Annotated in this window: 27 protein-coding genes and 1 pseudogene; 6 read left to right on the top strand and 22 right to left on the bottom strand. The window is 59.3% G+C overall.

Features of this window, described 5'->3' with window-relative positions; translation table 11 throughout:
- Window positions 1-184 precede the first annotated feature (184 nt).
- The 21 genes from OCA5_RS06575 to OCA5_RS06475 all read right to left on the bottom strand — a co-directional run bounded on the left by OCA5_RS06575 (window position 185) and on the right by OCA5_RS06475 (window position 19,424).
- The gene (locus tag OCA5_RS06575) at window positions 185-982 is read right to left on the bottom strand and encodes an ABC transporter permease (RefSeq protein ID WP_012563908.1); all 798 of its coding nucleotides are present in this window, start codon (window positions 980-982) and stop codon (window positions 185-187) included.
- Window positions 979-1,857 carry an ABC transporter permease gene (locus OCA5_RS06570; RefSeq protein ID WP_012563909.1) on the bottom strand — a complete coding sequence of 293 codons (879 nt, stop codon included), beginning with the start codon at window positions 1,855-1,857 and terminating at the stop codon, window positions 979-981. The genes OCA5_RS06575 and OCA5_RS06570 overlap by 4 nt, the downstream gene beginning before the upstream one ends.
- Complete coding sequence (locus tag OCA5_RS06565) at window positions 1,854-2,960, bottom strand: ABC transporter ATP-binding protein (protein WP_012563910.1); 1,107 nt, start codon at window positions 2,958-2,960, stop codon at window positions 1,854-1,856. The genes OCA5_RS06570 and OCA5_RS06565 overlap by 4 nt, the downstream gene beginning before the upstream one ends.
- Window positions 2,960-4,051 (bottom strand): ABC transporter substrate-binding protein, encoded by a 1,092-nt coding sequence (locus OCA5_RS06560; RefSeq protein WP_013912975.1) that lies wholly within the window; start codon window positions 4,049-4,051, stop codon window positions 2,960-2,962. The genes OCA5_RS06565 and OCA5_RS06560 overlap by 1 nt, the downstream gene beginning before the upstream one ends.
- Before the next feature lie 57 nt (window positions 4,052-4,108).
- Window positions 4,109-4,840 (bottom strand): CoA-transferase subunit beta, encoded by a 732-nt coding sequence (locus OCA5_RS06555; RefSeq protein ID WP_012563912.1) that lies wholly within the window; start codon window positions 4,838-4,840, stop codon window positions 4,109-4,111.
- Complete coding sequence (locus tag OCA5_RS06550; protein WP_013912974.1) at window positions 4,837-5,661, bottom strand: CoA transferase subunit A; 825 nt, start codon at window positions 5,659-5,661, stop codon at window positions 4,837-4,839. The genes OCA5_RS06555 and OCA5_RS06550 overlap by 4 nt, the downstream gene beginning before the upstream one ends.
- A complete protein-coding gene (locus OCA5_RS06545; protein WP_012563915.1) occupies window positions 5,658-7,199 on the bottom strand; it encodes a class I adenylate-forming enzyme family protein in 1,542 nt (513 codons plus the stop codon). The genes OCA5_RS06550 and OCA5_RS06545 overlap by 4 nt, the downstream gene beginning before the upstream one ends.
- The gene (locus tag OCA5_RS06540; protein WP_244396070.1) at window positions 7,193-7,963 is read right to left on the bottom strand and encodes an IclR family transcriptional regulator; all 771 of its coding nucleotides are present in this window, start codon (window positions 7,961-7,963) and stop codon (window positions 7,193-7,195) included. Before OCA5_RS06540 ends, OCA5_RS06545 begins: the two co-directional genes overlap by 7 nt.
- A gap of 323 nt (window positions 7,964-8,286) precedes the next feature.
- A complete protein-coding gene (locus OCA5_RS06535; RefSeq protein WP_041559594.1) occupies window positions 8,287-9,024 on the bottom strand; it encodes an enoyl-CoA hydratase/isomerase family protein in 738 nt (245 codons plus the stop codon).
- Window positions 8,997-10,169, bottom strand: a complete 1,173-nt coding sequence (locus OCA5_RS06530; protein ID WP_012563918.1) for a CaiB/BaiF CoA transferase family protein — start codon at window positions 10,167-10,169, stop codon at window positions 8,997-8,999. Before OCA5_RS06530 ends, OCA5_RS06535 begins: the two co-directional genes overlap by 28 nt.
- Before the next feature lie 27 nt (window positions 10,170-10,196).
- Window positions 10,197-10,970 (bottom strand): IclR family transcriptional regulator, encoded by a 774-nt coding sequence (locus OCA5_RS06525; RefSeq protein WP_012563919.1) that lies wholly within the window; start codon window positions 10,968-10,970, stop codon window positions 10,197-10,199.
- 263 nt (window positions 10,971-11,233) lie between these two features.
- Window positions 11,234-11,809 (bottom strand): cysteine dioxygenase family protein, encoded by a 576-nt coding sequence (locus OCA5_RS06520; RefSeq protein WP_244396071.1) that lies wholly within the window; start codon window positions 11,807-11,809, stop codon window positions 11,234-11,236.
- A 207-nt stretch (window positions 11,810-12,016) separates the two neighbouring features.
- On the bottom strand, window positions 12,017-13,009 hold the full coding sequence (locus OCA5_RS06515; protein ID WP_013912972.1) for a quinone oxidoreductase family protein: 993 nt from the start codon (window positions 13,007-13,009) through the stop codon (window positions 12,017-12,019).
- Between the two features lie 8 nt (window positions 13,010-13,017).
- On the bottom strand, window positions 13,018-13,746 hold the full coding sequence (locus tag OCA5_RS06510; RefSeq protein WP_012563923.1) for a sulfite exporter TauE/SafE family protein: 729 nt from the start codon (window positions 13,744-13,746) through the stop codon (window positions 13,018-13,020).
- A 39-nt stretch (window positions 13,747-13,785) separates the two neighbouring features.
- On the bottom strand, window positions 13,786-14,409 hold the full coding sequence (locus OCA5_RS06505) for a glutathione S-transferase family protein (protein WP_012563924.1): 624 nt from the start codon (window positions 14,407-14,409) through the stop codon (window positions 13,786-13,788).
- 39 nt (window positions 14,410-14,448) lie between these two features.
- Window positions 14,449-14,769, bottom strand: a complete 321-nt coding sequence (locus OCA5_RS06500) for a Rieske (2Fe-2S) protein (protein ID WP_012563925.1) — start codon at window positions 14,767-14,769, stop codon at window positions 14,449-14,451.
- Window positions 14,753-15,805, bottom strand: a complete 1,053-nt coding sequence (locus OCA5_RS06495; RefSeq protein WP_012563926.1) for a 2Fe-2S iron-sulfur cluster-binding protein — start codon at window positions 15,803-15,805, stop codon at window positions 14,753-14,755. Before OCA5_RS06495 ends, OCA5_RS06500 begins: the two co-directional genes overlap by 17 nt.
- Window positions 15,802-16,167, bottom strand: coding sequence for a Rieske (2Fe-2S) protein (locus OCA5_RS06490; protein ID WP_012563927.1), 366 nt, complete (start codon window positions 16,165-16,167; stop codon window positions 15,802-15,804). The genes OCA5_RS06495 and OCA5_RS06490 overlap by 4 nt, the downstream gene beginning before the upstream one ends.
- Before the next feature lie 3 nt (window positions 16,168-16,170).
- On the bottom strand, window positions 16,171-17,244 hold the full coding sequence (locus OCA5_RS06485; RefSeq protein WP_012563928.1) for an amidohydrolase family protein: 1,074 nt from the start codon (window positions 17,242-17,244) through the stop codon (window positions 16,171-16,173).
- 34 nt (window positions 17,245-17,278) lie between these two features.
- The gene (locus OCA5_RS06480) at window positions 17,279-18,829 is read right to left on the bottom strand and encodes a tripartite tricarboxylate transporter permease (RefSeq protein WP_012563929.1); all 1,551 of its coding nucleotides are present in this window, start codon (window positions 18,827-18,829) and stop codon (window positions 17,279-17,281) included.
- 10 nt (window positions 18,830-18,839) lie between these two features.
- Entirely contained in the window at window positions 18,840-19,424 is a 585-nt protein-coding gene (locus OCA5_RS06475; protein WP_013912970.1) for a tripartite tricarboxylate transporter TctB family protein, read from the bottom strand.
- Here OCA5_RS06475 and OCA5_RS19625 point away from each other — a divergent pair.
- A pseudogene (locus tag OCA5_RS19625) lies at window positions 19,403-19,468 on the top strand (hypothetical protein); the annotation flags it as partial. The gene OCA5_RS06475 and the pseudogene OCA5_RS19625 overlap by 22 nt on opposite strands.
- Here the strand turns inward: OCA5_RS19625 and OCA5_RS06470 are convergent.
- Window positions 19,450-20,370 carry a Bug family tripartite tricarboxylate transporter substrate binding protein gene (locus tag OCA5_RS06470; RefSeq protein ID WP_244396073.1) on the bottom strand — a complete coding sequence of 307 codons (921 nt, stop codon included), beginning with the start codon at window positions 20,368-20,370 and terminating at the stop codon, window positions 19,450-19,452. The pseudogene OCA5_RS19625 and the gene OCA5_RS06470 sit on opposite strands and share 19 nt — an antisense overlap.
- A gap of 187 nt (window positions 20,371-20,557) precedes the next feature.
- On the opposite strand from OCA5_RS06470, the gene OCA5_RS06465 reads away from it, so the two are divergent.
- From OCA5_RS06465 to OCA5_RS06445, 5 genes are all read left to right on the top strand, one after another.
- Window positions 20,558-21,646: a mandelate racemase/muconate lactonizing enzyme family protein gene (locus tag OCA5_RS06465; protein ID WP_012563932.1), complete on the top strand. Its 1,089-nt coding sequence runs from the start codon at window positions 20,558-20,560 to the stop codon at window positions 21,644-21,646.
- Between the two features lie 31 nt (window positions 21,647-21,677).
- Entirely contained in the window at window positions 21,678-22,457 is a 780-nt protein-coding gene (locus OCA5_RS06460) for an IclR family transcriptional regulator (RefSeq protein WP_012563933.1), read from the top strand.
- A gap of 177 nt (window positions 22,458-22,634) precedes the next feature.
- Window positions 22,635-23,636 carry a glycosyltransferase family 2 protein gene (locus OCA5_RS06455; protein WP_012563934.1) on the top strand — a complete coding sequence of 334 codons (1,002 nt, stop codon included), beginning with the start codon at window positions 22,635-22,637 and terminating at the stop codon, window positions 23,634-23,636.
- Between the two features lie 135 nt (window positions 23,637-23,771).
- Window positions 23,772-24,620 carry a universal stress protein gene (locus tag OCA5_RS06450; protein ID WP_012563935.1) on the top strand — a complete coding sequence of 283 codons (849 nt, stop codon included), beginning with the start codon at window positions 23,772-23,774 and terminating at the stop codon, window positions 24,618-24,620.
- Window positions 24,621-24,934: 314 nt separating this feature from the next.
- Window positions 24,935-25,828, top strand: a complete 894-nt coding sequence (locus OCA5_RS06445) for a LysR family transcriptional regulator (RefSeq protein WP_012563936.1) — start codon at window positions 24,935-24,937, stop codon at window positions 25,826-25,828.
- Window positions 25,829-25,854 lie beyond the last annotated feature (26 nt).

Raw genomic sequence — 25,854 nt, 5'->3', positions numbered from 1 at the left:
TCAATCGTGCCTAATCCACCCCGGTCGGCGTCCTCAAACGACCGATCCAGAGCTCCTGCCGCGGTTATTCAGGGGAGCCAGCGTGAGGCGACAACTCGCCGCCACGTGAAAAAGCCCAGCAAGCACAAATAGGACAGAGAAGAAAATCCGCCTCGGCCGAGGCGGATTTTCTGGTCTTTCGTGTTCAGCTTGAGCGCTGCTTGGCGCCGAACAGCCACTCGATCCCGACGATCCGGTCGCAGATGAAGACCGCAAGGCATGCGAGCAGAACCAGCAAAGACGCTGCGGCGGCGCCAAGCGAGTCCGCGTTCTGCTCAATGTAGCTGAACAACTGCACCGGCAGCGGCGTGGTGTGCGTATCGGAGAGGAAGAGCGCGATATTCACGTCGTCGAGCGAAACGATGAAGCTGAACAAGAAGCCCGCCAGCACCGCGTGACGTATCAGCGGAAACGTCACATGCCAGAACACCCGGACGGGGTTGGCACCTAAGATCGACGCCGCGCGCTCGAGCCGTGGATCGATGCCGTTGAAGCTCGCCAGCACCAACCGGATCACATAGGGACATGCGATCAGAAGCTGGCCGAGCGTGACGGTCAGGACCGACGCCTTGATACCGAGCGACTGGTAGAACTGCATCAACGCCAAGCCGATCAACACCGTCGGCAGCATCAGCGGCGAGAGAAAAAAAGTCTGCAGGACGCCGGAGAGCGTATTGTCCACGGCGCGCAGCCCGAGCGCGGCCGCAACGCCCAGCACGGTCGAGAGCGATGCCACCGCAACGCCGATCTTCAAGGTCAGCCACAGCGCGTCGCTCCAGATCGGGTCCGACATCACCTGCTGATACCAGGTGAGACTGAAACCTGATGGCGGAAACGACAGATAAGCCGCGGAGTTGAGCGATGCCACAATCACGATGGCGATCGGAAAGATCATCAGGCCTGAGACGATCGCGACATAGACCGTGAGGACGCGGTTCATCATCGCACGACCCTCCGCTTGCTGGCGCCGTCACGGACCGCGAATGTGTAGATCGCCGTCACCAGTGCCGTCGCGACCAAGAGGATCAACGCCACCGCCGACGCAAACGGCCAGTTCAGCACCAGAAGCCCCTCTTTATAGACAAGATAAGGCATCACCGGCACGGCCGCGCCGCCGACCAGCGCAGGCGTCACGAAGCCGCTCGCCGCAAGACAAAAAACGATGACGGAGCCAGCCGAAATTCCCGGAAGGGTCAACGGCAGGATCACACGCAGGAACACGCTGACGCCGTTGGCGCCGAGAATCTGAGCCGCCCGCGCGAGCGATGGATCGATCTGCTGCAGCGAGCCGACCAACGCGATCACCATGAATGGCAGGAACACATGCGTCAGGGCGATGATGACGCCGGCTTCGCTGTAGAGAAGATGCCCCATTGGAATGCCGATGCTGTTCATCAGCGAGCTGAGAATTCCATTCGGGCCGAGGATGATGATCCAGCCGTAGGAGCGCACGACCGCACTGACGAACATCGGCGCGATAACAAGAAACACGACGAGCGATCGGCCCTTGCGCCAATTCTGGGACAGATAGACCGCGATCGGATAGCCGATGATCAGCGTCATCAGGGTCGTGATCGCGCTGATGCGCATCGAACGCCACAGCACGGAACGATAGAATTCGTCGCCGAAGAAATGAGCATAAGTCTCAAGAGACAGTTGCCCGGCCGGAGCAAAGCTTCCCCACGTCGAGAGGACCAGCGGCCACACGAACAGGGCCGCGTAGAACAGCAAGGCCGGCACCAGGAGAAGGCCGGCATTCAACCTCAGCAGGCTGTTTCCTGCCGCGGAGAGCCGTCCGTTCTCGACGGTCGTGCTCATTGCAGGACTCTTTCCGCGGCGCTCGCTTCCATCGATGCGCCCGGCTCTTCGTTCGGCAGAATGCGGGTGTCGTCGGCCGGCCACGAGACCGACAACCGATCCCCGATCTTGCTCAGGCAACGCTTGACCGGAATATCCGCGATCAGCCGCGCGCCATTCGCCTCAATCTCGATCCGCCGCACCGGCCCATGATAGGTGCTGGAGATGACTTCCCCGGTCACACAGTTTTCGCCGGCATCCTCTCCCTTGGTGATGTTCTCAGGCCGGATGGCAACGGTGACCCTGTCGCCGACCGTGCAACCCTCCACCTCCGCCCGCAACCGGCCGAATGCCGTCTCGACAACAGCATTGCCGCGCTCATGAGCGATCACCGTGCCATCGAGGAAATTGGTGACGTCCATGAAGCGTGCACTGAAGATGGTCTGCGGCCGTTCATAGAGTTCGTTCGGCGTGGAGCTTTGCTCGACGCGTCCCGACGCGAGAAGGACGATCCGGTCAGCCGAGACCAGCGCCTCCTCCTGATCGTGCGTCACCACAACCGTGGTGATATTGGCCGATTTCAGAATCTGCCGCATCTCCTCGCGCATTCTCTTGCGCAGCAAGGCATCGAGATTCGACAGCGGCTCATCCAGAAGAAGAACGGACGGACGCACTACGAGTGCGCGCGCGAGCGCCACGCGTTGCTGCTGCCCGCCCGAAAGCTCCTTGGGATAGCGTTTCCCAAGTCCGCCAAGCTGTACGAGTTCGAGCGCCTCCTGCACGCGTTGCCCCACCTCGCCAGACGAAATGCTCCGCATCTTGAGGCCGAAGGCAACGTTGTGCTCGACGCTCATATGCGGAAACAACGCATAGTTCTGGAACACCATGGCCATGTCCCGCTTGTGCGGCGGCACACGGACGATGTCGCGACCATCGACGATGACGGTGCCTTTGTCGGGAGACAGAAAGCCCGCGATCACGTTGAGCAAGGTGGTTTTGCCACAACCGGAGGGACCGAGCAGCGCCACGATCTCTCCGGAAGCGGCCGTGAAGGAGACATCGTCAAGCGCGACGAAGTCTCCATACGCCTTCCTCAGTCGACGGACGTCGAGGTGGGCGTCCATTAGCGGCCTCCCACCATTGCGGTCCAGCGCGCGGTCAGGCTCTGCAGGTTCTGGTTGATCGGCCCGATATCCAGATTGAGGAGCGCGGTGACGTTCTTCTCGCCATAAGGAACCTTGGCCGCCGCCGCATCATCAAGCTTGACGGTCTTGTTGACGGGACCAAGCAGAAGGCTTTCCGCGATCATCTTCTGCGCCTCGGCGCTGATCGTGAAATCGATGAACTTCTGGGCGAGATCCGGATGCGGCGCGTTGGCAACGATGTCGAACTGCTGCGGATAGAGAATTCCGCCCTCCTTCGGCAGCACCATCGCAACCGGCGCGCCGGTGCCGGCAAAATCGTGCACGCGCGCGCTGCCGTTGAAGCCGATCCATGCGCTTCCCGTTCCGAACAGCGCATCGACCTGCGCCGGCGGATCGACGAAGGCGAGCACATTCGGCTGCAGCTCCTTCATCTTGTTCCAGGCCGGCTCAAGATTGGTGACCGATCCACCATTCATGTCGGCGATTTTCGCGAACAGAAGGTTCGTGTAGCCGATCGGCATGTTGTAGAAGACGACATGGCCCTTGTATTTCGGGTCCCACAGATCTGCCCATGAGGTCGGCGGCGCCCAACCCTTCTCCTTGAACACCTTGGTATTGTATTCGATACCGAGCGCCTGAACGCCCATCACAATGCCGATGCCGTCGCGATCCTTCGCGAAGTCATAGAGCTGGGACAGGTTCGGCACCTTGGCCGGATCGAGCTTGGCGTAAAGCTTCTCGGCCTTGCCTTGATAATGCGTGGTATCGTTGGCCCAGATCACATCGATCTGCGGGCTGTTGCGCTGCGCCTTCACCTTGGCGAGAATCTGGTTCGACGTGCCGGTGACGTAGACCACCTTGACGCCGTACTTCTTCTCGAATGCCGGAATGACCGTCGCCTGAAGCGACTTCTGGAGCGAGCCGCCGAAGCCTGCGAACACAAGCTCCTTCTCGTCCGCCGCCTGCGCGGAGCTGCCGACACCGGAGAGAACCGCGAGCGCGCCCCCTACCGCAAGAACCAGAGCACAGGCTTTTCGCACATGACGTACCGTATCAACGATCTTCATCATTCACCTCCCTGAAATTTCATGCGGTCCGTTCTGCGCGGACTTCGCTAATTGATGGATTTACTGCAGGCCAAACTCCACACGTCGTACATTATCGGGGTCGATTTCGCGGATGATGGATAACTCCGCCGCGGTCGGCTCCGGTGTCACCGGCGCACTCTCGAGATTCGGAATACGGAAGCCGGTTTTCTCGGCAAGCTCCGCACGCGTTACGCCGGGATGGATGCTTTCAAGCACCAGTCGCCCGTCTTCCTTGCGGAAGATGCACAGCGGCGTGACGATCCGGTCAACATTTCCTGCCGAGGTCGTGAACCGGACCTCCTCGACGAAAATCTTCGGCGAATGCCCCGCGCGCCACAACACCGCGCGTTTCGACATCGGCAGGATCGCCGGGCCACCGCCACCGCCGGGAAAACGCACTTTCGGCTTGTCGCGTTCGCCGATGAAGCTCGAGTTCACCCGTCCCTTCGCATCGACCTGCGCCATGCCGAGAAACGTGAGATCGAAACCGCCGCGGCCGTTCAGCCCGTAAATTTCCTGATTGTCGAAGATGGATGCCGATCCGCGGCCGAGATCGGCAGTGCTCGTCGCGGCCATGATCTTGTCGACGGTCGGATTGATACCGCCGCCTACCGAGATGAAGGTGCAGTTCGGTGCGTTGTGACGGCGCGCGAGCGTCGCTGCGGCTAGCGGCAGCGGCGAATTCACGCCCACGAATACGACCTCGCCATCGCGGATCAAGCGCGCCATTGCGACAGCCATGATATCGGCAGGGCTGTAGGACGCGCTCATGCGGCGACCTCCATCGGCCGGCGATCGTGCGCCTCGGTCTCATCCAGATATTTTCGGAATCCATCCGGCGTCCGGCTGAGCTCAAGATAATGACGCATTGCCGGTTCATCGATGTCGTAACAATCGAACACCGCCGTCGGCCAGGCACCGGCGGGCGCGTGCACCACCGCCTCGACAAACAGCTCCGGCACCACCGTCATCTCCGGCTGCGCGACGAAGTGCGACGTATCGAGAATTTTCTCCGCGGTGAGGATCACGCGCTTGGCGGCGCGGCTCATCAGACGATCCCAGACCGGCGTGCCGTAGATCCGTGCATTCCCGCGCACGTCGGCTTCATGCACATGCAGGATCGCCCAGTCCGGGCGCACGGCCGGTACTACCAGCGTATCCTTGCCGGAGAACGGGTCCTTCACCGTCGCGAACGGCGCGACACCGGGCACATCGCTTCCTTCAAAGCCCGCGACCGCCTGAAACGGCAAACCGAATGCCGCCGCTTGAAGGCTCGCCATCACCGCCGGACAGGCATTCTCGATCACTTCGAGCTCGCCGCGCTCGGCAGCCCTGCGGAAACTCGGCGCCATGCCGAACGGCTGCTCCAGCGTCGTCATGCCGGCCCGCACGCTCGCGAGACATCCGCCCGCCGCCAGCACATCGGCATCGAACCCCGGCGACGGTTTGATGAGGTGCAAGCCCTTCACGCCTTGTCGCGCCAGTTCGCGCACCATAGCCGCCGGAATTCGCTGCGACAATGTCCCGCCGATGGTGACGATCTGATCGTTGGCGACCAGCCGGGCGGCCTGCTCCAATGTCATCTGTTTCATGATGCCATCTCCTTCGCCCCGCTCTGGAAGAACTGCGCAAGATCGCGGCGGAGAATCTTTCCGGTCGCATTGCGTGGCAGTTCATCGACAATTGCGATTTTGACGGGGACCTTGAAGTCCGCGAGATTTTCGCGGCAGTGAGCGATCAGTTCCTGCTCGGACGCGACCCCGTTGGCGACAACGCAGGCGACAACCACCTCGCCCCATATCCGGTCCGGCAATCCGCCAACCGCGACGTCCCGAACCGAGGGGTGACGGCACATAACTTCCTCGATCTCAAGCGGCGAGACATTCTCGCCACCGCGGATGATGATTTCCTTCTTGCGGCCGACGAGAAAGACATAGCCCTCTTCGTCCATACGGCCGAGATCGCCGGTGTGAAGCCAACCGTCGATAATAGTTCTGCGCGTCGCCTCTTCGTCGCGGAAATAGCCAAGCATCATCGTCGGCGATTGAATGACCAGTTCGCCAGTGCTGTGAGGCGGCAGGAACCGACCCTGGTCATCCACCACCGCAATCTTCTGCCCGGCCAACGCCTGCCCGACGGAGCCGATCTTGCGGCGGCCGCCCGCGTAAAGCGGGTTTAGCGTGCTCGTCGCCGTGCACTCGGTGAGGCCCCAGCCTTCGATCAGAATATCCTTGCCGAACCTGTTCTCGAAGCGCGTCGCAAGCTCCACCGTCAGCGGCGCCGAGCCGGTCTTGACGAAATCGAGCTTGATGCGCGCATCCCGCGCCTCCGCTTCGCGTTCGAGAAGAATAGCGAGCACGGTCGGCGGCGCGCTGAAGCTCGTGACCTGATGATCCGCCACCAGCCGCCAGTGTTCGCGTGCGCTGAATTTCCGGCACAGCACGATGGTGCCATGGCCGATGAACGTGCTGATATGACTGACGATCAGCGCATTGCAGTGGAACAGCGGCATGAAACACAGAGCCACATGGTCCGAAGTCACGCGGAAGCCCTGCGACAACGCGACACCGTCGGCCCAGACATTTGCATGGCTAAGCAGCACACCTTTCGGGCGGCCAGTCGTGCCCGACGTGTAAATGAGAAGGATCGGCGTCTGTTCCGTCAAACCTTCAACAAGCCGTGGCGTGCGCTTCTGCCGATAGAGATCCTGCTCCGAGACGACATCCGCCGGCAGGGCCGCATCGACATGCGCACCGAGCAGGACAATGCGCGGCGGATTTGCAAGCTCGGCGATTGCCTGCAACGCCAAAGGCAGGAATTCCGGCGTGGTGATGAGAACGCGCGCCTGCGCATGCTCCAGCACAAACGAGACTTCACTCGCCGTCAGGCGGTTGTTGATCGGATTTGCAATCAGCCCCGCCTTGAACAAGCCGAAGTAGGAAGCAACCACCAGAGGCTCGTTACCGATCAGCAGACTGACCCGATCACCGATATCGAGCCGCAGTTCACCGAACAGATGGGCAAACTGATTGGCAAGATCGTCCAGTTCCGCATAGGAGAGCACCGCCCCTTCAAAGATGATCGCGGGCTTGGAATGCCGTCCATCCTGCAAGAGTTGGTGAATCAACATGCGCGACTATCTCGAGGCCGGCGTTTCTGAAGAAAGTGCTGACCGAACTCCCGCGAGATACCCTCCGAGGCCTCGATCACCGCGGGCGCAAGCGCCGTCGCGTGCTTGACGGTGAAACGATATTCGGGGCCGGAGACGCTGAGCGCGGCAATCACATGCCCCTGATGATCGCGAATAGGCGCCGCGACGCCGACGATTTCGCCACGATATTCGCCATGATTGATCGCAAAGCCTCGCTGCCGGACAAGATCGAGTTCGCGGCGCAGCTTGCTCGGCTTGACGATGGTTTTCTTGGTGAAGCTCTGCAGCGGGCCGTCACACACCCGGTCGATCTCGCTTTTCGGCTGAAACGCGAGAAGCGCGCGACCGGTTGCCACGCAATAGGCCGGCGCGCGGCGACCGACATGAATGTTGGCGCGGACCGGATTGGGGCTATCGACGCGGTCGAGATAGATCACCTCGCCCGGCGCGCAATATTCGGCAAGCTGCGAGCTTTCGGAACTGAGCTCGACCAGCTTCTGAAGATAACGGTGCGCGACCTTCGGAAGCTCTATCGACTCGGATGCGACAAGGCCGAGCTCCCACAACCGAAGCCCGAGCCGGTAGCCCGGCCGATCCGGCGCGCGCTCCACATATCGTCGTGCTTCGAGGTTTGACAGCACGCCATGAACCGCGGCCTTGCTGAGCTCGAGCTTCACCGCGATCTCACCAAGCGTGAGCGGGACGCTGGAGGACGCCAGCAACTCAACGATGTCGAGCGACATGTTGAGAGAGTGCAGGTGCCGCCGGGGGCCGATGGGCTCAACTACGTTATTCACGAGTGGTGAACACCATTTTCGTTTCGTGAACTAACGCTAAGCCCGCTGCCTGCCCCGAGTCAATCTCCCGATCCGTCGCACGGATCATTATTCGTGTTCCAACTATCGCAACACGAAGGCACAGGGCGGCATAGACGCCGCCCTGTGGTTATATGTCGTTACACGATGTTATTGAGGATAGGCGCGCACGCGCGATATGTCATCCGCGTGGATGTACGAGCGGATGCCTACTTACGCTGGCTCAAAAAGCAGACGAGACCCGTTATCGATCAATGCCCGGCGCGGTACTGCGCAATGCGCTCGTGTAGCCCGGGCGCGCTCACCGATTTCACCAGCTCAGCCATGTCACCGTCATTGTTCTGAGCCGAGGTCAGATGCAAAATCCGGTTGCGTGCGACACGGTCCAGCGAGCCAATCTGCGCAATAATCTCGTCCGCTTTCTGCCGCATGCTCCCGGCATCGACGAGGTGCGTCAGCAATCCGATATCGACAGCGGTCAATGCATCGATCGTTGCATTGGTCAGCAGGATATCGCGCGCCCGTTGCGGGCCGACAAGCTGCGCCAGATGCCGCGTGCCAAGCGCCACGCCGAAACGGAATCCCGGAAAGCGAAACCGGCTTGCGTCGGTGCCGATGCGATAGGTGCAAGACGCGACGATGTCCGCCCCCGCCCCCATCGCCGCACCATGCACCAGAGCAATGCTGACAAACGACGACTGGCGCATCCGCTGCAGCAACTCCTCGATCCGGACAAAGCGCAGCAGCAGGTCGCCCGCCGACATCGATTCATAACCACCGAAATCAAACCCGCCGCAAAACGCCTTGCCGTTGGCGGCGAGGATCAGCACGCGGCAATCCTCCGCCTCGGCCTGGGCGACACACGCAAGCAACTGGTCCACGACCTCCGCATTCAACGCGTTGGCCTTGGACGGACGATCCAGTGTGAGAACGCGTACGCCGTTGGCAAGCGGCGAAAGGCTCACGAATTCCTTCCGCTCTTCGTCCATTCCTCAAACACCTCGTCATTATGCGCGCCAAGAACAGGCGGCGGCCGGTCGATCTCATAGGTGAAGCCGGAAACCCCGATCGGGAAACCGACGGTCTTGGTGGTCGCGCCGTTGGCGAGCTTGATGTCGCGAACAAGTCCCATGTGCTCGACCTGCTCGTTCGAAAGAATTTCGCTATAGTCCAGAACAATCGCACAAGGGATGCCCTTGGCATCGAAAGCGTCGATCCATTCCTGTGCAGTCTTGGTCAGGAAGATCGGCTGCACAATCTCCGCAAGTGCCTTCTGGTTGCGGGCGCGATCGAGTTGCGCACCGAAGCGCGGGTCCTCCGGCAACGCCGGCAACCCGATGACGCCGCAGAAATCGCGCCACAGCTTGTCGTTACCCGCCGCCACCGTGAATGGGCGATCCTTCGCATCGAAGCCTTGATACGGCGCGTTGCGCGGATGCGCCGAGCCCAGCCGCCGCGGCGGCTTGCCGGTGCCGAACAACTCGCTGGTCTGCAGCCCGGCAAGTCCGATCAGGGTGCCGAGCATCGAGCAATCGATATAGGCACCCTGCCCGCTCTCCCGCGCCTTCATCACCGCGGCGAGCGAGGTGAACGCGCCATAAAGCCCGGCGCCGAAATCGCCGACCGGAACGCCGCACTTGACCGGCGGCCCGCTTTCCTCGCCGGTCACGCTCATCATGCCGCTCATCGCCTGCACGGTGACGTCGAACGCGCCCTTCTGCGAATAAGGGCCGGTCTGGCCGTAGCCCGATATCGAACAGTAGACCAGGCGCGGGTTGTGCTTGCGCAGATCGTCGTAGCCGAGTCCGAGTCGCTTCGGCACACCGGGGCGATAGTTCTCGATGAAAAGATCCGCTTGCGCCACGAGCTGATAGAACCGCTTCATCTCTTCCGGGTTCTTCACATCGATCGTAATGCTGCGCTTGTTGCGATTCACCGATACGAAATTGCCGCTTTCGATCTTGCCGTCCTCGCCTTCGATTGCCGGCGGCCAGCTTCGCATACCATCGCCGCCATCCGGGCGCTCGACCTTGACGACATCGGCACCGAGATCGGCAAACAGGCTTCCCGCGAAGGGGCCTGCTGCGATCTGCGCGAATTCCAGAACCTTGATGCCCGAGAGAGGACCTTTCATCATTCCATCCGTGGTTATCGTGATTGGCTAAGCGATCTTTCGGCGGGGCGCAGCTTCGCCGGAATAGCCCAGCGCACGCGAGATAAGCTCCGCCGTCTCGATGACGACAGGTGCCTGCTCTCGCATGAATGCGGGCTTCATGCGGCTTTCAGGCCCCGAGATTCCAACAGCGGCAATGACGTTGTGCGATACATCGCGGATCGGCGCGGCAACGCCGCAGACGCCCTCACGCCATTCTCCGCGGTTCACCGCGTACCCGAGTTGGCGCACGCGTGCGAGTTCGCGTTGCAGTTCCGCCGCATTGGTGATCGTGCGCGACGTATTTGCCTCGAGCCGCTCGCAGAGTGAAGCGATCATCTCCGGGCTCTGATGCGCCAGCAGCGCCTTGCCGGTGGCGACGCAATAAGCCGGCGCGCCCTTGCCGATCTGGCTATAGGCGCGCACAGGCTGCACGCTATCGATCTTGTCGATGTAGACGACGGAGCCTTCAGACAACAGAGAAAGGTGAACCGACTCGCCGGTCTTGTCGGCCAGCACCTGTAGAAGCGCACCCGATACGTTTTTGACATCCACCCGCGACAGAACATGAGAGCCAAGCTCCCAGACTTTGAGCGTGGCGCTGTACTTGCCGGCATCCGCGTTGTTCTGGGCGAAGCCGCTATGCACCAGCGTTTTCAGTAGGCGATGCGCATTGCTCTTGGTAACGCCCAGTTCGCGCCCAAGCTCGGTGACGCCGCGCGGCCTGTCCGACAGCGCCAGCGCCTGAAGCATCCGCAACCCTTTGAGAAACGTCGCGTCCATAGCGTTTCAATGTGTTCCAAATATTGATACAGCGTTCCAGATTTTGATCTGATGAACCCGGGAGTGTCAATACGCATCTACGGGGCACACGCCATGGCGCGTGCCGGATATTGGGACACGATGGGAAATACGCAGGTGCGCATCACCAAACGAGATGACGTCGCGCGGGATCGCGTTCGGACGTGATCGAGAGCGGCGGGGGCGCCTCACGATTTTGCGAAGCCTGTTACCGGGTGATTGCCGCTAGAAAAATCGTCAACGCCTCAAGGCACCCAGACGTTCGGCACGATGTTTGACGAGTAGCCACTCCGGAAGGTGTTGGCCGTTCCGCTGACATCGAACGAATGGCGATCGATCGCGCCGATATTGCCGCCGTAAAGATGAAGGCTGACAGAGGGTTTCGACTTCAGGCCATTGGAGACCTTGTGAATGTCTCCGATCGATGGCGACACCATATCGATCGCGCCAGCTTCCAGCACGTCTGCGCTTCCGGTCTCATGGAGCGTACCATCGCCCCACTCGTAGCGCTGGGAAACTTCCGATCCACGCAACACGCCGATGATGCCCCAGACCGTGTGATCGTGAATCGGCGTCTTCTGCCCCGGTCCCCAGACGAAGCTCACCAGGGAAAAGCGCTCCAGCGGATCGCAATGGAGGAGATACTGCCGATAGCTTCTCTCGTTGGGCTCGGCGAAAGCGTCAGGAAGCCATTCATCTTTGGAAAGAAGCTGCTGCATCAGCGGCCGCGCCTTCTCCAGCAGACTCGGCTCATCCATGCCCTCACCCGCCAGCCGGGTCATGTCCGCAATAAAATCTCTCAGAGGCTGAATGCTCGCCATTTGACGTCTCTCTTTTAAGCCCGCAATGCAGCGCATCCGCGGACGATATTTTCCGCTTCGCTGCACTCCTTAGCAGTTTCGAGAGAGGCGACCTAGATGGCCCGCTCAATATTCTCCAAGACTTTCGCTCGGCACAAAATGCGTCGTGCGGATACGGCAAAGCCAAAACGGTTCCAAATACTGAAACAGAAACCAGACATCAGAGCGCTACGGCTCAATCTTGAGCAGGAGTTTCCCGCGCGTCTTCCCGCCTTCGATGTAACGGTGGGCAGAAGCGGCATCAGCCAACGGAAAGACGGTGTCGATAGCGACGGACAGCAGCTTTTCCTTCATCAGCCTGAACAGATCTCCTGCCCGGCCGCGGATTTCATCGGCGGTCGCCATATAATCCGCCAGATGAGGTCGCGTAAAAAATACGGACCCGGCCTCTGCAAGCGAAAGGGGTTCAATCGCATCGACGACGCCGGAGCTTGCTCCGAACAGCACGCACAGCCCTCTGCGCCGGACGCATCGTATACTGCTCATGATCGTCGTCTTCCCGACGGAATCATAGACGACATCGACTCCCTTGCCGGAGGTGAGTTTCATTAGCTCTTCGCGAAAATCCACGTCACGATAGAGAATGCAATGATCAGCACCACGGTTACGCGCGATTTCGACCTTTTCCTGCGTACTGACCGTCGTGAACACCGTCGCACCCAGGTTCTTCGCCAGTTGAATCAACAACTGCCCGACGCCGCCTGCACCCGCATGCACGAGGCAGCTCTGCCCCTTTTGCAGCGGAAAGGCTGAATGGCTGAGATAATGCGCCGTGCAGCCCTGCAGCATCAGCGCCGCCGCGATCTCGAGCGGCACATCATCGGGCACCGGCACCAGCTTCCAGGCCGGCACAGCGACAAACTCGGCATAGCTACCACGCAACAGGCAGAAGGCGACCCGCTGCCCGACGCGCAGATCCGTGACCCCTTCACCGATTGCATCGACTGTGCCTGACGCCTCCATGCCGATCACCATCGGCAGCGGCGTCTTGTAGGTATGCGAGCGCGCGTAAGTCCCGTTCCGCATATAGACGTCGATGAAATTGACGCCGGCAAAAGCCACCTTCACCCGCGCCTCACCCGCTGCCGGTTCCGGAATCTCAACGTCATCGATAATGCAGGTCTCCGGGCCGCCAAACGCGTGAACGTTAATCGCCTTCATGCCAGCCCTCACAGATAAAATGACAGTCCCTTGATGGTCACAACCACGCCGGTTGCGGCCACGCACAAGATCGAGATCTTCCGATACTTCGACGCGTCGATGCGATCGAATACATAAGCCCCGAGATACTGGCCGAGCAGGAGCGCCGGAATCGACAGTGTAGCGATAACCACGCACTCCCTCGTGACGATGCCGTGCAGGAAGCCGATCACCACGCTGGCCGTGCCGAGAAACAGAAAGACGCAGGACAGCGTGGCGCGACAGCGCGCTGCGCTCCATGACGACGACAGGATCAGCAGGATCACCGGCGGGCCCGCCATTGCGACGGCACCTTGCATCAGACCGCTGAGCGCGCCGGCGCCGAACAACTCGTAACCCTTCGGGTTTCGATTGGCTTTCACACCGAACGCGAGACAGAGCGAGGAGAAAACAACAGCCACGCCGACTGCAAGGCGCATGATATCCGGCGACATATTCGCGACCAAGTAAACGCCCGGGACCAGTGCCGGCACCCCGCCGAGCCACGCAATCGATGCCGAGCGAAAATCGGTATCCGGCCAGTCACGAAACACCGTCGGGAGGCCGGACGGAATTTGCAGCAGCGTTGCGACCGGCACGGCCACGGCTGGTGGAAAAACCAGAGCCAGCAACGGCGTTGCGACGATGGCAAATCCAAATCCGGTCAATCCTCGGACAAACGATGCGATCCCGATGAAGATCACAGCCGCCAGTACCATGCCCCATTGCATGCAATGCACCCCAAGGAGAGCCGACTGCTACGGCTTGCCGATCGCCACGTGCGTTTTGAATCCGGGGCGTTGCGACAGCGCCTGATGATAGGCTGCAACCCGCTGGTCCAGCGCATCGCTGCCGAGCAGCGACACATAGCGATGCAGCATCGCGCCGATGCAAACATCGGCAGCCGTGACGCCTGCCCCGAGCAGAAAGCCTTCGCGTGGAAGTGCCTTCGCCAGCACACCATCAAGCAACTTATTGACGCTGTCGGTTGAAGCCTGCACCACCTTTTCGTCGCGCTTGTCACCAAGCCTTACGATCTGAAGGAAGATAGTATGTAACGGCGGGTTGAGCGTGCCGAGTTGCCAATCCATCCACTGACCGATCCGCGCGGCCGATGCTGCATCCCTGCCGCCGAAATTCTTGCCGGGTGCATAGGCCGCAGCAAGATAGCGAATGATCGTGTTCGATTCCCAGATCGTGACATCGCCATCGACAAGCGTCGGAACGAGGCCGTTCGGATTCATCGTGCGATAATCCGGCGTATCCGTCTTCCCGAACGGGCCGCCGTAATCTTCGCGCGCAAGGGCAAGCTCCATCTCGGCCGCCGCCCACAGCACCTTGCGCACGTTGGACGAATCCGCCCGCCCCAAGAGCCTGATCATTACACTCTCCCGCTTCTCATTATGTTTTTGAATTTGTCGTCAGGCACGGACAAGCCACTCGCCGTTGTCTTCGCGCAACTCGAACATCTCGAGCGGCAGCTCCGCAATCCCGACCTTCTCGCCGGTGCGGACATTCCATTGCCAGAAATGTAACGGGCACGTCAGAATGTCGCCATCAAGCGACCCTTCAGCGAGCGGCGTATCCTGATGCGGGCAATCCGCACAACAGGCGTAGTAACCGCTCTCGCTTCTGAGAATGAGGATGAGCTTACCATTAGACAGCGACACTTCCTTGCGATCTCCCACTTCGAGATCGGCGAGCGACCCGACGGGCTGCCAGACATCAGCCGAAACGGTCATAACGAATCTCCGCAGGACTTACTTTGCATTCGGTGACGAGCATGCGCATCGTCGCGTTCACCATCACGGGCGGTCCCGCGACAAAGAAGATCGGATTGGTATCCGCAGGCACTGCACCACTCTGCATGGCGGCGCGCACCACATCGTGCACAAACCCATCGACGAAATTGATGTTCGGATAGCGCGCGGCGAATTCCGGGCTGCATGCCTCGTTGGAAAACGCAACTGTCACAGCGAGATTGTTCTGCGAGGCGGCGACCGCTGCTGAAATCTCATCAAGAAGATAGCTGCTGGCGGCATCACGCAACCCGAAGAACAGTTTCGATTGATGCTTGCTGAAGTGTCCGCCATTCATCGCATGATTGAGAATTGCGAGAATGCCCGCGATGCCCGAGCCGCCGGCCATCGCAATGAATGGACGCCCCTCATCGCAGGAGAAGGTGGCGCGGCCAAGCGAGCCGAACACCGCAACCTCATGAGAGCGCCCAAGGTCATCAAACAGCGCGGTAGAGAATCTGCCGGATGGATCCTTGCGGATCAGGAGGTCGATGCGGCTTGGGTCCGCCACCTCGCGCGTCATCGAATACCCGCGCGCACCTTCGATCCCCAAACCTGACACCAGAACAAACTGGCCGGGTTGCCACACAATCGGGTCACGGAGCGCAATCGAGAACAGCGCCACCTCGGACGTAAGCTCTCGCACAAGCGACAGTTCGCCCTTTGTCTCTCGTGGAGCAGGCTCATAAGGCGGAATGAAGTTTGCGCGCAACGACAGTTCGACCGGTACATCGGCAGCCGACTGACACAACAGCGTTTCATTCGCGCTCCGAAGTGCTTTCGCACCCGGGGCTTCGGGCCAAAGGCGCCGGACGTCGCCTTTGACCACTGTCGCCTTGCAGCTACCGCACGTACCGGTCGCGCATTCATGCGGCAGGCCGACCCCGGAGGCGAGTCCGGCCTGCAGCAATCGTTGCCCGCTCTCGGCGGAGAACGTCGCACACTGCCCTTGTCTATCGACGACCTTGACTGCGATCATACCGTGACCACGACGTCACTGCCTTCGATCTGCACATCGAAGAAGCGAAGCTTCATTGGCAGATGCGTGGTGCCTTCAACGATCGGGCGGCCATCCAGCAGCGAGAACTCAAAGCCGTGCCATGGGCATCGCAGCGTCTCTCCCTGCCCGCAATATTCCAATGTGTTCACGGATTCGCTTTCGGTATGTCCCGAAATACATCCATGCCCCAGATCGGCGCCTTGGTGCGGACATCGCCCGCCGACGGCCCGGATTTCTCCGGACGGCAGCTTGGAGACGATGATCGGAGAACGGCCGATCTTTGCCGGGATGATTTTTCCGACTTCGAGATCGGACACCTGACAGACAACGTGCTTCGCCATGATTCACTCTGCCGCCTGGTTGGGGATCGTCGATTCACGCACATCGAGACCGTAGAAGTCGGCAGCGTTCTTCCAGAGAATCTTGTCGCGCGTTCCGGACGACAGAGATTTCGGAATCGCCGCGTTCGGATCGTCGAAATCGAAGTGCGGGTAGTCGGTTGAAAACACCAGAATATCGTCGGTCCCCATCAGATCGATCAGCTTCCCCCAGTCCTCGCCGCTAATGTCTTCGGTCGGCTGCGTGGAAAGGCGCAGCCGCTCGCGGCAATGCTGGCTCGGCAGCTTCTTGATCCACGGCACCTCGACGCGGCCCTGTCGATACTCGCGGTCCATGCGCCACATCACATGCGGCAACCAGCTGAAGCCTCCCTCCAGCACCATGAAGCGCAGGTTGGGATAGCTATCGAACACGCCGTTCGCGATCAGGCTGATCACCTGCGGCATCAGCGAGATCGGAATCAGGCAGTGCCGCTCCATGTAATGCAGACCCATGCCGTAGGGCCCCTGCGCAAACGTGGTGTGATGGAAGGCGACCATCAGCTTGTTGCGCTCTGCCGCAGCGAAGATCGGACGATACATCGGATGGCCGTAGGCAATATCGTCAACCACCGGCAGCATCACCTGACGGATCTGCGGGTGCGCAGCCATGCGATCGATTTCGCGCGCAGCCGCTTCCGGATCACGCGCGTTGATCTGCACACTGCCGAGGAAACGCTTGTCCTTGGAAATCCAGTGCTCCAGGACGTAATCGTTGTAGGCGCTCGCGAGCGCACTGCCGAGACCGTACTGAAGCTTCAGGCCCGTCGGATAGAAATATCCGGTCAGCACCGCATAGGACAGCTTGTACGGATCAAGCAGTTGCGAGCGCATCAGGTTGTAGTCGGAGACAGACGCCGAGCCATCCGCGCTCTTGACGTCGGCGCGGTTTCCGTTGCCCGGCGACGTATAGGCAAACGGCTGACTGAAGCCACGCCAGGCTCCGTTTCCAATCCAGCTTTTGTACGGCTCTGGCAGATACGGAACCAAGTCCTTCAAGCTGGCAAAGCTTTCATGAACGTCGGTATCGATGATGTGCATGGTGTTATCCTCGTTAGCTTAAAGGCGATTTATCTCAGTTGGCTCTGGCGGCCGCCGCTTCAGCCATTTTCACGTCGGCGTTCTTCCGCGCTGAGGCGCGAGAGATCATTTTCTTCAGTGTTGGAAACACCAGCGACAGGATCGACAGGAACATCAGCGACGCGCTGATCGGTGAGCGGAAGAACATCGTCCAATCGTCGTGATAGGTGATCATGCTGCGCGTGAAGGAATCCTCGGCGATGGGCCCGAGAATGGCGCCAAGAACCATCGGAGCCACAGGCAGCTTGACCCTTTCCATGATCCACGCCAGCACACCGAAGATCACGACGACCCACAGATCGGACATGCTGTTGCGATCAGCGAACGCGCCGATCAGCGCGAACATGGCAATCACCGCGATCAGGATTCCCGGCGGCACCTTGAGCACCTTGATGACAAGGCGGATCCAGACGAAGCCAAGCAGGCACATGCCGATCACCGACACGAACATCGAGGCCAGGATGGTGTAGACGGTGAGCGCCGACTCCGGATTCTTCAGCATGAATGGCCCGGGCTGTACGCCGTGCAGCAGGAACGCCGCAAGGATGACCGCGGTCGCGCCGCTGCCCGGCAAACCGAGCGTCAGAAGCGGCACCATGTGACCGGCCACCGATGCGGTGGATGCGATCTGCGGAGCCACAATACCTTCCGGAATGCCGGTGCCGATCTGACGGCCGCGCTTTCCGTACTGGCGCTCGATGCCGTAGGCGACGAAGGAGGAGATCGTCGCTCCCGCACCCGGAATGAGGCCAAGCAGCGTCCCGACGGTGGTGCTCCGCGCAAGTGTCGCGCGTAGTCCCCACAGCTCTCTCCAGGACGGCAGGCTGGTCGCTGTGCTGCTACCCGCCGGCAGCGAGACGGATTTCGAGCCTTGGCCGATCTTGTCGAGAATCTCGCCAAAGCCGTACATGCCGACCAGCACCATCACGAACGGCACGCCGTTGATCAACACGTCGGACCCGAATGTAAATCGCTCCGATCCGTAAGTGGCGTCGATACCGATGGTGGAAACGAGCAGACCAAAGCACAGGCTGATCAGCGCGTTCGGCAGAGACTTGCCTGCGAGTGCAACGACGGTTGTCAGACCAAAGAAGACCGCGGCGAAATATTCCGGCGCGCCGAAACTCAACGCGACCTTGCTGAGCGGGCCAGCGAGACTGACCATCACCGCCGAGGACACAAGACCACCCGTGAGTGCTGCGACCAACGCCCAGCCGAGCGCCTTTGCCGCATCACCTCGCATCGTCATCCCCCACCCGTCCCACAACAGTGGAACGTCCATCGGCTCGCCGGGGATTTTGTAGAGGATCGCCGTGTAGCAGCCGGCATAAGTGCCGGACATATAGATGGCGGTCAGCAGGATAATCGAGGTTTCGAGACTCATCGAGTAGGTGAACGGCAGCGCGAGCACCACACCCATCACGAGACCGAGACCAGGCAGAACGGAGACGGCCATGCCGACGCACAGGCCGATCACCAGCGCGACCATGTCCTGCCATTTGAAGACTTCGGCAAAGCCTGCCAACAGAAGATGAAAGGTATCCATGTCGTCCCCCTCAGTTGGCGCCGACAAGTTTCATGACGATCAGCGAGATCTGAGCGAACGGCCCCTCCCCGAGTGGCAGTGCGACGTAGATCAGCGTCATGAAGAAGAATGAAAAGACGAAACCGAAGGAGATCGACAGCAGGCCCAGAAGCGCGGGCTTGCGCACACCGCCGATCCACATCACGGCCGCGAGATACAGAACTGTCGCCGTGAAGAAACCAAGCAGGCCGAGCAGCAACAGGTAGCCGACCGTGGCGGCCGTCGCCGCAGCAACCAACATCGGATGGGCTTCCATCTGCTGTGAGAAGCCCTCGTCATCCACAGTCTCCGCAGCAGTGCGCGGTCTGACAGACACGATGATCCGACGCACGATCTCGAATCCGCTGACGCAGATCAACAGCGCGATGATGATCTTCGGCCACCGCTCCGGCCCCATCTGACCGGGGATTTCGGTATAGGAAATCCGGGACGCGATCTGATAGAGCGCGATCGCGGCGCCGATGATCAGAACGTAAGGCCCGAGATCGCGGAGCCACTTCAAGGCAGGCACAGGAGTGCCGGACCCGGCGCTCCCATGCACTGATTTACTGGACATTGCGTCACCCGACATGGCTGGCGCGTTATTTCGCGGCCGTGGTGGCGGCGTTGTTCTGCGAGAGCGCACTCGCCTCGCTGAGCCAGCCCTTCATGAACTTCAGGCTGTCTTCGGGACCGATAAAGCTGTCAGCCTCGGCATATTGCAGCTTGAGATAGTCGCGGTATTCCTTCGACTGTGCGACCTTGGCCAGCGCATCCGACAGAGTCTTCACGATCGCCGGATCGGTGCCGGAGCGCGCGATAATGACGCGGAATTGCGGAAGGTAGACGTTGTAACCGAGCTTGCCTGAATACGCGACGTCCTCGAAGCCCTCGACCGGCTTCTTGCTGAAGAACAACACCGGCTTCATCTGCTTGCCGTCGATGAAGCTGCGAACGTCACCAGCCTGTTCATAGAGCAGATCGCTCTGGCCGCCGACCACTGACGCGTAGCGCATGCCGGGCTCGGCAAAGCTGACGCTCTGGAATTTCATGCCCTTGGCTTTGAAGAAATTGACCGACATGTCATCCGGGCTGCCATAGCCCGTCACCGCCATGCGCAATTCCTTGTCCGCGACGGCCTTCTCCACATCGGCCCAGCTCTGCAGCGAACCGGTCACGCTCGAGAAGAAGCCCGAGGGCTGCTGGATCATCACCGCGAGCGGCGTGATCTGCTCGAGCTTGAAGCGGGAGTTCTTCGCGGCAAACAGCGCAAGCGTGTCACCGGTCATCACCTCGATGGTGTAGCCATCCGCCGGCGAGGTCACGAGCTTGGTGAGGCCGGTCTGGCCGGTCGCACCCGGCATGTTCACCACCGGCACCGAGGTCTTCAGCTCAGGCTCGACCAGCTTGCTGACGATCCGCGCGACCTGATCGGCCCCGCCGCCAGGTCCCCACGGCACGATGAAGGTGATCGGACGGGACGGATAATCGGCCGCAATGGACGCAACGGGTGAAAAAACCACTGTTCCAGCCAAGCCGGCTGCGAAAGCCAAGAAAAGACCCCTCATTAGCGTGACTCCCTTGATTTATTTGGATTTTTGGGATGGGCGTTTGGCCCCTTTTTGATCTTGATCAAAACTTGACAGCAAATCTCGAACGAGTCTAGAAAAAAATGGTACGTTTTTTTCAAAAAAATGGAACGATAAAACAATGCCAACAGGTCTTCCCAATTCCAAAATCGCCCTCGCGACGGCCAAGCTGCGGCTGCCTCTCACGGTCCCCTACCGATTGGCCTTCGGCGAGCAGACGCATTTCGACGTGCTGCTGGTGGCTGTTCTCGACAACGGAAATATCGGTTGGGGGGAAGCAACTATCCTGCCCGGCTATACCGACGAGACCATCGATCAGAGCTGGTCGCTGGCACAGGACCTGACGGACAGTTGCACGACGACGCAGGAACTGGTTTCCGCGTGTGACAAAATGCTGGATAAGGCGCCGTTCACGGCGACTGCATTCCTCACTGCACTCGACTGGCGAGCAGGAGATCCAATCCTGCAGCGTAGTGGCCGCTTTGAATTGCTCGGAACGGTCAATGGAAAAGCCGATCACCGCGACAAGCTCGAGCACGAAGTCGAGACATTGCTGGATCGCGGCTACAAAACGCTGAAAGTCAAAATCGGATGGGAGCCAGAAGCGGACCTCAAGCAGGTGAACGTGGTCCGGGAGATCGTAAATGGCCGGGCGAAACTACGCGTCGACGGCAACCAGGGTTACAATCGCGAACAAGCGATCCATTTTTTGAGCCGGCTCGAACCAGAAGACATCGAGCTTGTTGAACAGCCTTGTGCGGCAGAGGATTGGGAGTCGGCAGCCGCGATCGCCAAGGTCAGCAGTGTGCCTTTGATGCTCGACGAATCGATTTACTCTTTGAGCGATATAGATCGGGCAGCCGACCTGAAATGCGCCGATTACATCAAGCTCAAACTCATGAAACTGGGCCGGTTGAATACGCTGGAAAACGGCCTGCGGCAGATTTCCGACCGCGGCATGACAGCCGTTCTCGGCAACGGCGTCGCAACGGATCTTGGCTGCTGGATGGAGCTTTGCGTAGCGCTGAGCAACGTCAAGACGGCCGGCGAGATGAACGGGTTTTTGAAAACCCCTGTCCAGCTTCTCGAGCCTGCTCTGACATGCGAGGGGGCATCCGTTATTCTCGATGGCAGCATGCCAAAAATTAATTTAGACGCTGTGGAGCACCACGCAATCGATCGCGCGGGCGCCTGGAAAGAGATAGCCTGAAACAACACGCCGACCCGGATTTTGGCGAGCCATGGTGAAAAAAATGGACGACGAGGCTGACAGCAAAATCACCGCGGTCCAAAAGGCCGCGCGTCTGCTTCAGGCCATTGCCTCTGCCGACGAACCGCAATCGCTCGCCGATCTCTCCGATCAAACAGTGATGCCAAAGCCGTCGGTTCACCGGCTTCTCTTGCAACTCGAAGAGATCGGATTCGTGAAGCGCGACCTCAGCGGCCGTGGTTACACGGTCGGCGCATCGTGGCTGCGCCTCTCGGTCGACGCATTGGTCACCCAGGCGCGTCAACCAATTGTTCGCGGTGTGATGCAGAGGCTCGTGGATCGGGTAAAGGAATCCTGCAACCTTTCTGTTCTGCAGAATCACGAAGTGCTCTACCTCGAGCGTGTCGAATGCGACTGGCCATTACGCATGCAATTGCAATCGGGCTCTCGTGTCCCAATCCATGCGACGGCGTCCGGTAAGCTCCTGATCGCGCAGATGTCGGAGAAGAACCGGCGCGCGCTCCTCAACAGCGTTCACCGCGAGAAATTTACCGACACAACGATTGTCGATCTCGACGAGATGGAAGAAGAATGCCGCATCATCAGGAAGAACGATCTGTCGATGAACAAGGAGGAATACCATCGCGGGTTGATAGGTGTGGCCGTTCCGCTGCGACGTTCAGACAATACCGTCATCGCCACGCTCTCGATCCACGCACCCAGCTTCCGAATGTCCGTCGAAACGGCACTTAGCTATGCGCCGCTTTTGAAGGAATCGGCAAAAGAGATTGTGGCCGAGCTTGGGCTGTAAAGATGCTTACAATTGCTGACGTTCGACGGCTTTCCCCGCCGGTTCCTCGAACAACGACACGTATGCATCGTCGAACTCTTCCACTATAATCATAAACTGGCGTCAGCGTCTTCAGCACCGGCAGCAGGAAGCGAGCAAGGAGAAGGAGCAAATTTCTAGCCGCAAAGGAGATTGAGAATGCCAACAATTGCGGCAGTTATTCCGCTTTATAATGGTGCGCCTTATATCAAACAGGCTATTGAGAGCGTGTTTGAGCAGGATCGCCCAATCGATGAAATCATCGTTGTCGATGATGGCTCGTCAGACGATGGAGCGCAAATCGTCGAGGACATGCGCCAGAGCGACGACCGGTTGCGGCTTTTCCACAAAGCGAATGGTGGCCAAGGGTCTGCCAGAAATTTTGGTGTTGCCAATACCTCTTGCGACCTGATCGCGTTTCTGGACCAGGATGACTATTGGTATAAGAATCACCTTGCGGTCTTGGAAAAGCTGTTCCTTGCCAAAGATGACGGGCGGCTGGCGTATGTTTACTCCAACCCCGATCGAGTCGCTGTGAACGGCGACCTTATCGCTCCGAGATTTCTTGACACCCTTAAAAACCAAGAACACCCGAAGTCATCTTTGATGTCTTGCCTCACGCGGGACATGTACATTCTGCCCGGATCCTCGCTGATCAGTCGAAAAGCTTTTTCTAAGGTTGGCGGATTCGATGAGCAGTTCAGAGGCTATGAAGACGATGATCTGTTCTTGCGCATATTCTGTGCGGGCTATCGATCAGAATATATAAATCAGGGTCTTTATGCATGGAGAGATAATCCCTCTTCCACGTCTTACAGCCGTAAAATGCTGATTTCTCACATTTTATTTTTCGAGAAAATTTCGAATCAAGACATAATTGGGAAGCTTTCAAAGGCTGAGAGATCCATCGTCGCCCATAGATTTGCGCGGATGGCTGCCCGGCACGTTAAAACGCTCATTCCACGGAATGATCGAGAAACCATCGACTTCCTTCTTCCTCACATAAGAAAAGCAACGAGCGAGATGTTGCCTTATCCTCGATCTCTTCTGAGGTTTAAGGTTTTTAGGCGATATTGGCTTTTCCGAGCACGGCTTGCGCTTGAGAACATGCTTGGCATTAAACGCGATTCAAAGCCGATGCCGGCATCTCCCAATCAGTAGATACATCCATAAACGACGCTTCGGACTAGGTGCATATCTAAGAACGCCCCCCGGCGCAGCTTGCCACGCTTGCGCTGGATCAAACCTCACTAATATCCGTGAGGTAGGCTTCCGTATATAAAAAGGGAGCTTCCCATGGCCTTCAAGGATGTTCTTCTGTCGCTGACGACCTATCCCGATCCGACGCCAGTGTCTGCCTTGGAAGACCCAATCGCTTTTGCTGCGGCGATAGGTGCGCGGATTTCGGCCGTTGCTTGCGAGGTTAAATATCGTGTGCCCGGTAGCGTGTTTGGAAATATGCTGCTGAACATTCCGGCAATAGCCACCACGGAATTCAAGAAAAGCGCAGCCAACGCTGAAGAACTCCTTTCCGCGTTTCAGAGCGCCGCGGAAAGAAAGGGCGTGTTCGGGGAGCGGATCACCGAACAGTGCCTGACGTCGGATACGGCTGACGTCCTGGTCGAACATGCCAGGCTGCGCGACCTGACGATCGTCCCTGTTCCTGACGGCGATCACCTCGATCAATGGTATGCTCAGTCGATTATCTTCGGGTCAGGACGGCCGACGCTTGTTACACCTCACGCACGCAAACGGACCGGAGCGCTTACCCTCGACACCGTAGCTGTGGCGTGGGACTTCAGCCGCCCGGCGGCACGCGCCGTTACCGATGCGCTCCCGATCCTGGAGAAGGCGAAACAGGTTCATATCGTGACGGTCACCCATGAGAAGAATATCTCCAGCCGACGGTCGGCCGACGAGCTGGCGAAAAATCTCCTCAGTCACGACGTGCAAGTCACCCTTGACACCGTCGATGCCGGCGGCCGTGGAATTGGCGAGACCCTCACATCCTACGTTGACTCGGTGAATGCAGACATCCTGGTCATGGGCGCTTATGGACACTCACGGTTGCGGGACTTCATCCTGGGCGGTGCGACCAAGAGCATGGTATCGAAGCCTCCAGTCCCGATCTTCCTCTCACATTGATGGCCGAGGTGAAGAATCTACCCAAACGCGAGCCGTAATACCTCTGGCGTCAATTAAGATGAGCAACATGAACCCGCTACCGTAAGCGCGGGAGTTGCCGTCGGCTGGCCCCGACGGCAACTCAGAAGTTGGCAAGGCTGAAGGCCATCTATCCGGCTGCAGAAAATAGCTTGTCGAGATTTCACAGCCCGTTTAACTGAAAAGAGCCTTAGGGCCGTAAACGGCTATAAGGCTGGATATAATTGCGCCGTATTTTAACCCGCCCGTTCCGGATCGCTGCTATTTTGATCCTGAAATCACGATAGCTTATCGATATGTTCAACTGGAACGATCTGGTCTTTTTTCTCGAATTGGCGCGGCAGAATCGACTCGCGCCGGCGGCGCGGCGACTGCGGGTGGATCACACTACGGTCAGCCGCCGAATTTCCGAGCTCGAGAGGAACCTGTCGGTCAAACTTTTTGACCGCAAACCGGATGGCTTTGTTCTCACCGAACAGGGCCACCGCCTGTTCGTCGTTGCCGAGCGAATCGAGCAGGAAATCGGCAACGTACCCCAGGCATTGGGTGCCGAAGACATGGCCGCGACCGGCCGCGTCCGCGTCGTCACGATGGAAGGAATCGGCGCATTCTTCCTCGCCGAACGTCTCGCTGAGTTGGCTCAGCGTCAGCCGGGAATCGTGGTCGAGTTGGTGACGGAGCGTCATATCGTCAGCCTGACCAAGCGCGAGGCCGACATCTTCATCAGCTTCATTCCGCCAACAGGCCAACGCCTCGTCGTGAGAAAACTCGGCAGTTTCCGGCTCGCCCTCTATGCCAGCTCGGCCTATATCAGCCGCAACGGGATGCCGAAGGATCACTCCGAGCTGATCCATCACACCTTCGTCGATTATGTTGAGGACCTGATCGCAATCCAGCCGGTGCGCTGGTTACTCGATGTGATCGATCCGCTCACCGTTTCGTTCCGTTCGTCCAGCATGCATGCTCAGCAAAATGCGATTGCTGCCGGGGCTGGCATTGGTCTGCTGCCGCTGTTTTCCGCGAAACGAAATCCGGGTCTGGTGCCGATCCTCGCTGACGCGGTGCAGGTCCACCGTGACATCTATTTGTCGGTGCACGAGGATCTGGAATTCCTGGCACGAGTGCGCTCGGTGATTCGCCACCTCGGCGAAGTGTTCCAGCGCGACAACACCTACATGAACGAATTCTAAGAGCCCTGGTTCTGATGCGATCAGAA

It is taken from the genome of Afipia carboxidovorans OM5 (assembly GCF_000218565.1).
Classification (GTDB): Bacteria; Pseudomonadota; Alphaproteobacteria; order Rhizobiales; family Xanthobacteraceae; genus Afipia; species Afipia carboxidovorans.
Note: the sequence above shows the minus strand (reverse complement) of the source record. Positions and strands in the feature narration are given on the sequence as shown.

What these genes read in the sequence shown, in the direction of transcription:
- OCA5_RS06465 (WP_012563932.1), top strand. Translation starts at nt 20,558, where the DNA reads ATGCCAACAGGTCTTCCCAATTCCAAAATCGCCCTCGCGACGGCCAAG.
- OCA5_RS06540 (WP_244396070.1), bottom strand. Translation starts at nt 7,963, where the DNA reads ATGTCGCTCGACATCGTTGAGTTGCTGGCGTCCTCCAGCGTCCCGCTC.
- OCA5_RS06495 (WP_012563926.1), bottom strand. Translation starts at nt 15,805, where the DNA reads ATGATCGCAGTCAAGGTCGTCGATAGACAAGGGCAGTGTGCGACGTTC.
- OCA5_RS06480 (WP_012563929.1), bottom strand. Translation starts at nt 18,829, where the DNA reads ATGGATACCTTTCATCTTCTGTTGGCAGGCTTTGCCGAAGTCTTCAAA.
- OCA5_RS06515 (WP_013912972.1), bottom strand. Translation starts at nt 13,009, where the DNA reads ATGAAGGCGATTAACGTTCACGCGTTTGGCGGCCCGGAGACCTGCATT.
- OCA5_RS06475 (WP_013912970.1), bottom strand. Translation starts at nt 19,424, where the DNA reads ATGTCCAGTAAATCAGTGCATGGGAGCGCCGGGTCCGGCACTCCTGTG.
- OCA5_RS06455 (WP_012563934.1), top strand. Translation starts at nt 22,635, where the DNA reads ATGCCAACAATTGCGGCAGTTATTCCGCTTTATAATGGTGCGCCTTAT.
- OCA5_RS06570 (WP_012563909.1), bottom strand. Translation starts at nt 1,857, where the DNA reads ATGAGCACGACCGTCGAGAACGGACGGCTCTCCGCGGCAGGAAACAGC.
- OCA5_RS06450 (WP_012563935.1), top strand. Translation starts at nt 23,772, where the DNA reads ATGGCCTTCAAGGATGTTCTTCTGTCGCTGACGACCTATCCCGATCCG.
- OCA5_RS06460 (WP_012563933.1), top strand. Translation starts at nt 21,678, where the DNA reads ATGGTGAAAAAAATGGACGACGAGGCTGACAGCAAAATCACCGCGGTC.
- OCA5_RS06490 (WP_012563927.1), bottom strand. Translation starts at nt 16,167, where the DNA reads ATGGCGAAGCACGTTGTCTGTCAGGTGTCCGATCTCGAAGTCGGAAAA.
- OCA5_RS06575 (WP_012563908.1), bottom strand. Translation starts at nt 982, where the DNA reads ATGATGAACCGCGTCCTCACGGTCTATGTCGCGATCGTCTCAGGCCTG.
- OCA5_RS06535 (WP_041559594.1), bottom strand. Translation starts at nt 9,024, where the DNA reads ATGGACGAAGAGCGGAAGGAATTCGTGAGCCTTTCGCCGCTTGCCAAC.
- OCA5_RS06520 (WP_244396071.1), bottom strand. Translation starts at nt 11,809, where the DNA reads ATGGCGAGCATTCAGCCTCTGAGAGATTTTATTGCGGACATGACCCGG.
- OCA5_RS06555 (WP_012563912.1), bottom strand. Translation starts at nt 4,840, where the DNA reads ATGAGCGCGTCCTACAGCCCTGCCGATATCATGGCTGTCGCAATGGCG.
- OCA5_RS06565 (WP_012563910.1), bottom strand. Translation starts at nt 2,960, where the DNA reads ATGGACGCCCACCTCGACGTCCGTCGACTGAGGAAGGCGTATGGAGAC.
- OCA5_RS06560 (WP_013912975.1), bottom strand. Translation starts at nt 4,051, where the DNA reads ATGATGAAGATCGTTGATACGGTACGTCATGTGCGAAAAGCCTGTGCT.
- OCA5_RS06505 (WP_012563924.1), bottom strand. Translation starts at nt 14,409, where the DNA reads ATGATCAGGCTCTTGGGGCGGGCGGATTCGTCCAACGTGCGCAAGGTG.
- OCA5_RS06545 (WP_012563915.1), bottom strand. Translation starts at nt 7,199, where the DNA reads ATGTTGATTCACCAACTCTTGCAGGATGGACGGCATTCCAAGCCCGCG.
- OCA5_RS06525 (WP_012563919.1), bottom strand. Translation starts at nt 10,970, where the DNA reads ATGGACGCGACGTTTCTCAAAGGGTTGCGGATGCTTCAGGCGCTGGCG.
- OCA5_RS06510 (WP_012563923.1), bottom strand. Translation starts at nt 13,746, where the DNA reads ATGGTACTGGCGGCTGTGATCTTCATCGGGATCGCATCGTTTGTCCGA.
- OCA5_RS06500 (WP_012563925.1), bottom strand. Translation starts at nt 14,769, where the DNA reads ATGACCGTTTCGGCTGATGTCTGGCAGCCCGTCGGGTCGCTCGCCGAT.
- OCA5_RS06550 (WP_013912974.1), bottom strand. Translation starts at nt 5,661, where the DNA reads ATGAAACAGATGACATTGGAGCAGGCCGCCCGGCTGGTCGCCAACGAT.
- OCA5_RS06445 (WP_012563936.1), top strand. Translation starts at nt 24,935, where the DNA reads ATGTTCAACTGGAACGATCTGGTCTTTTTTCTCGAATTGGCGCGGCAG.
- OCA5_RS06485 (WP_012563928.1), bottom strand. Translation starts at nt 17,244, where the DNA reads ATGCACATCATCGATACCGACGTTCATGAAAGCTTTGCCAGCTTGAAG.
- OCA5_RS06530 (WP_012563918.1), bottom strand. Translation starts at nt 10,169, where the DNA reads ATGAAAGGTCCTCTCTCGGGCATCAAGGTTCTGGAATTCGCGCAGATC.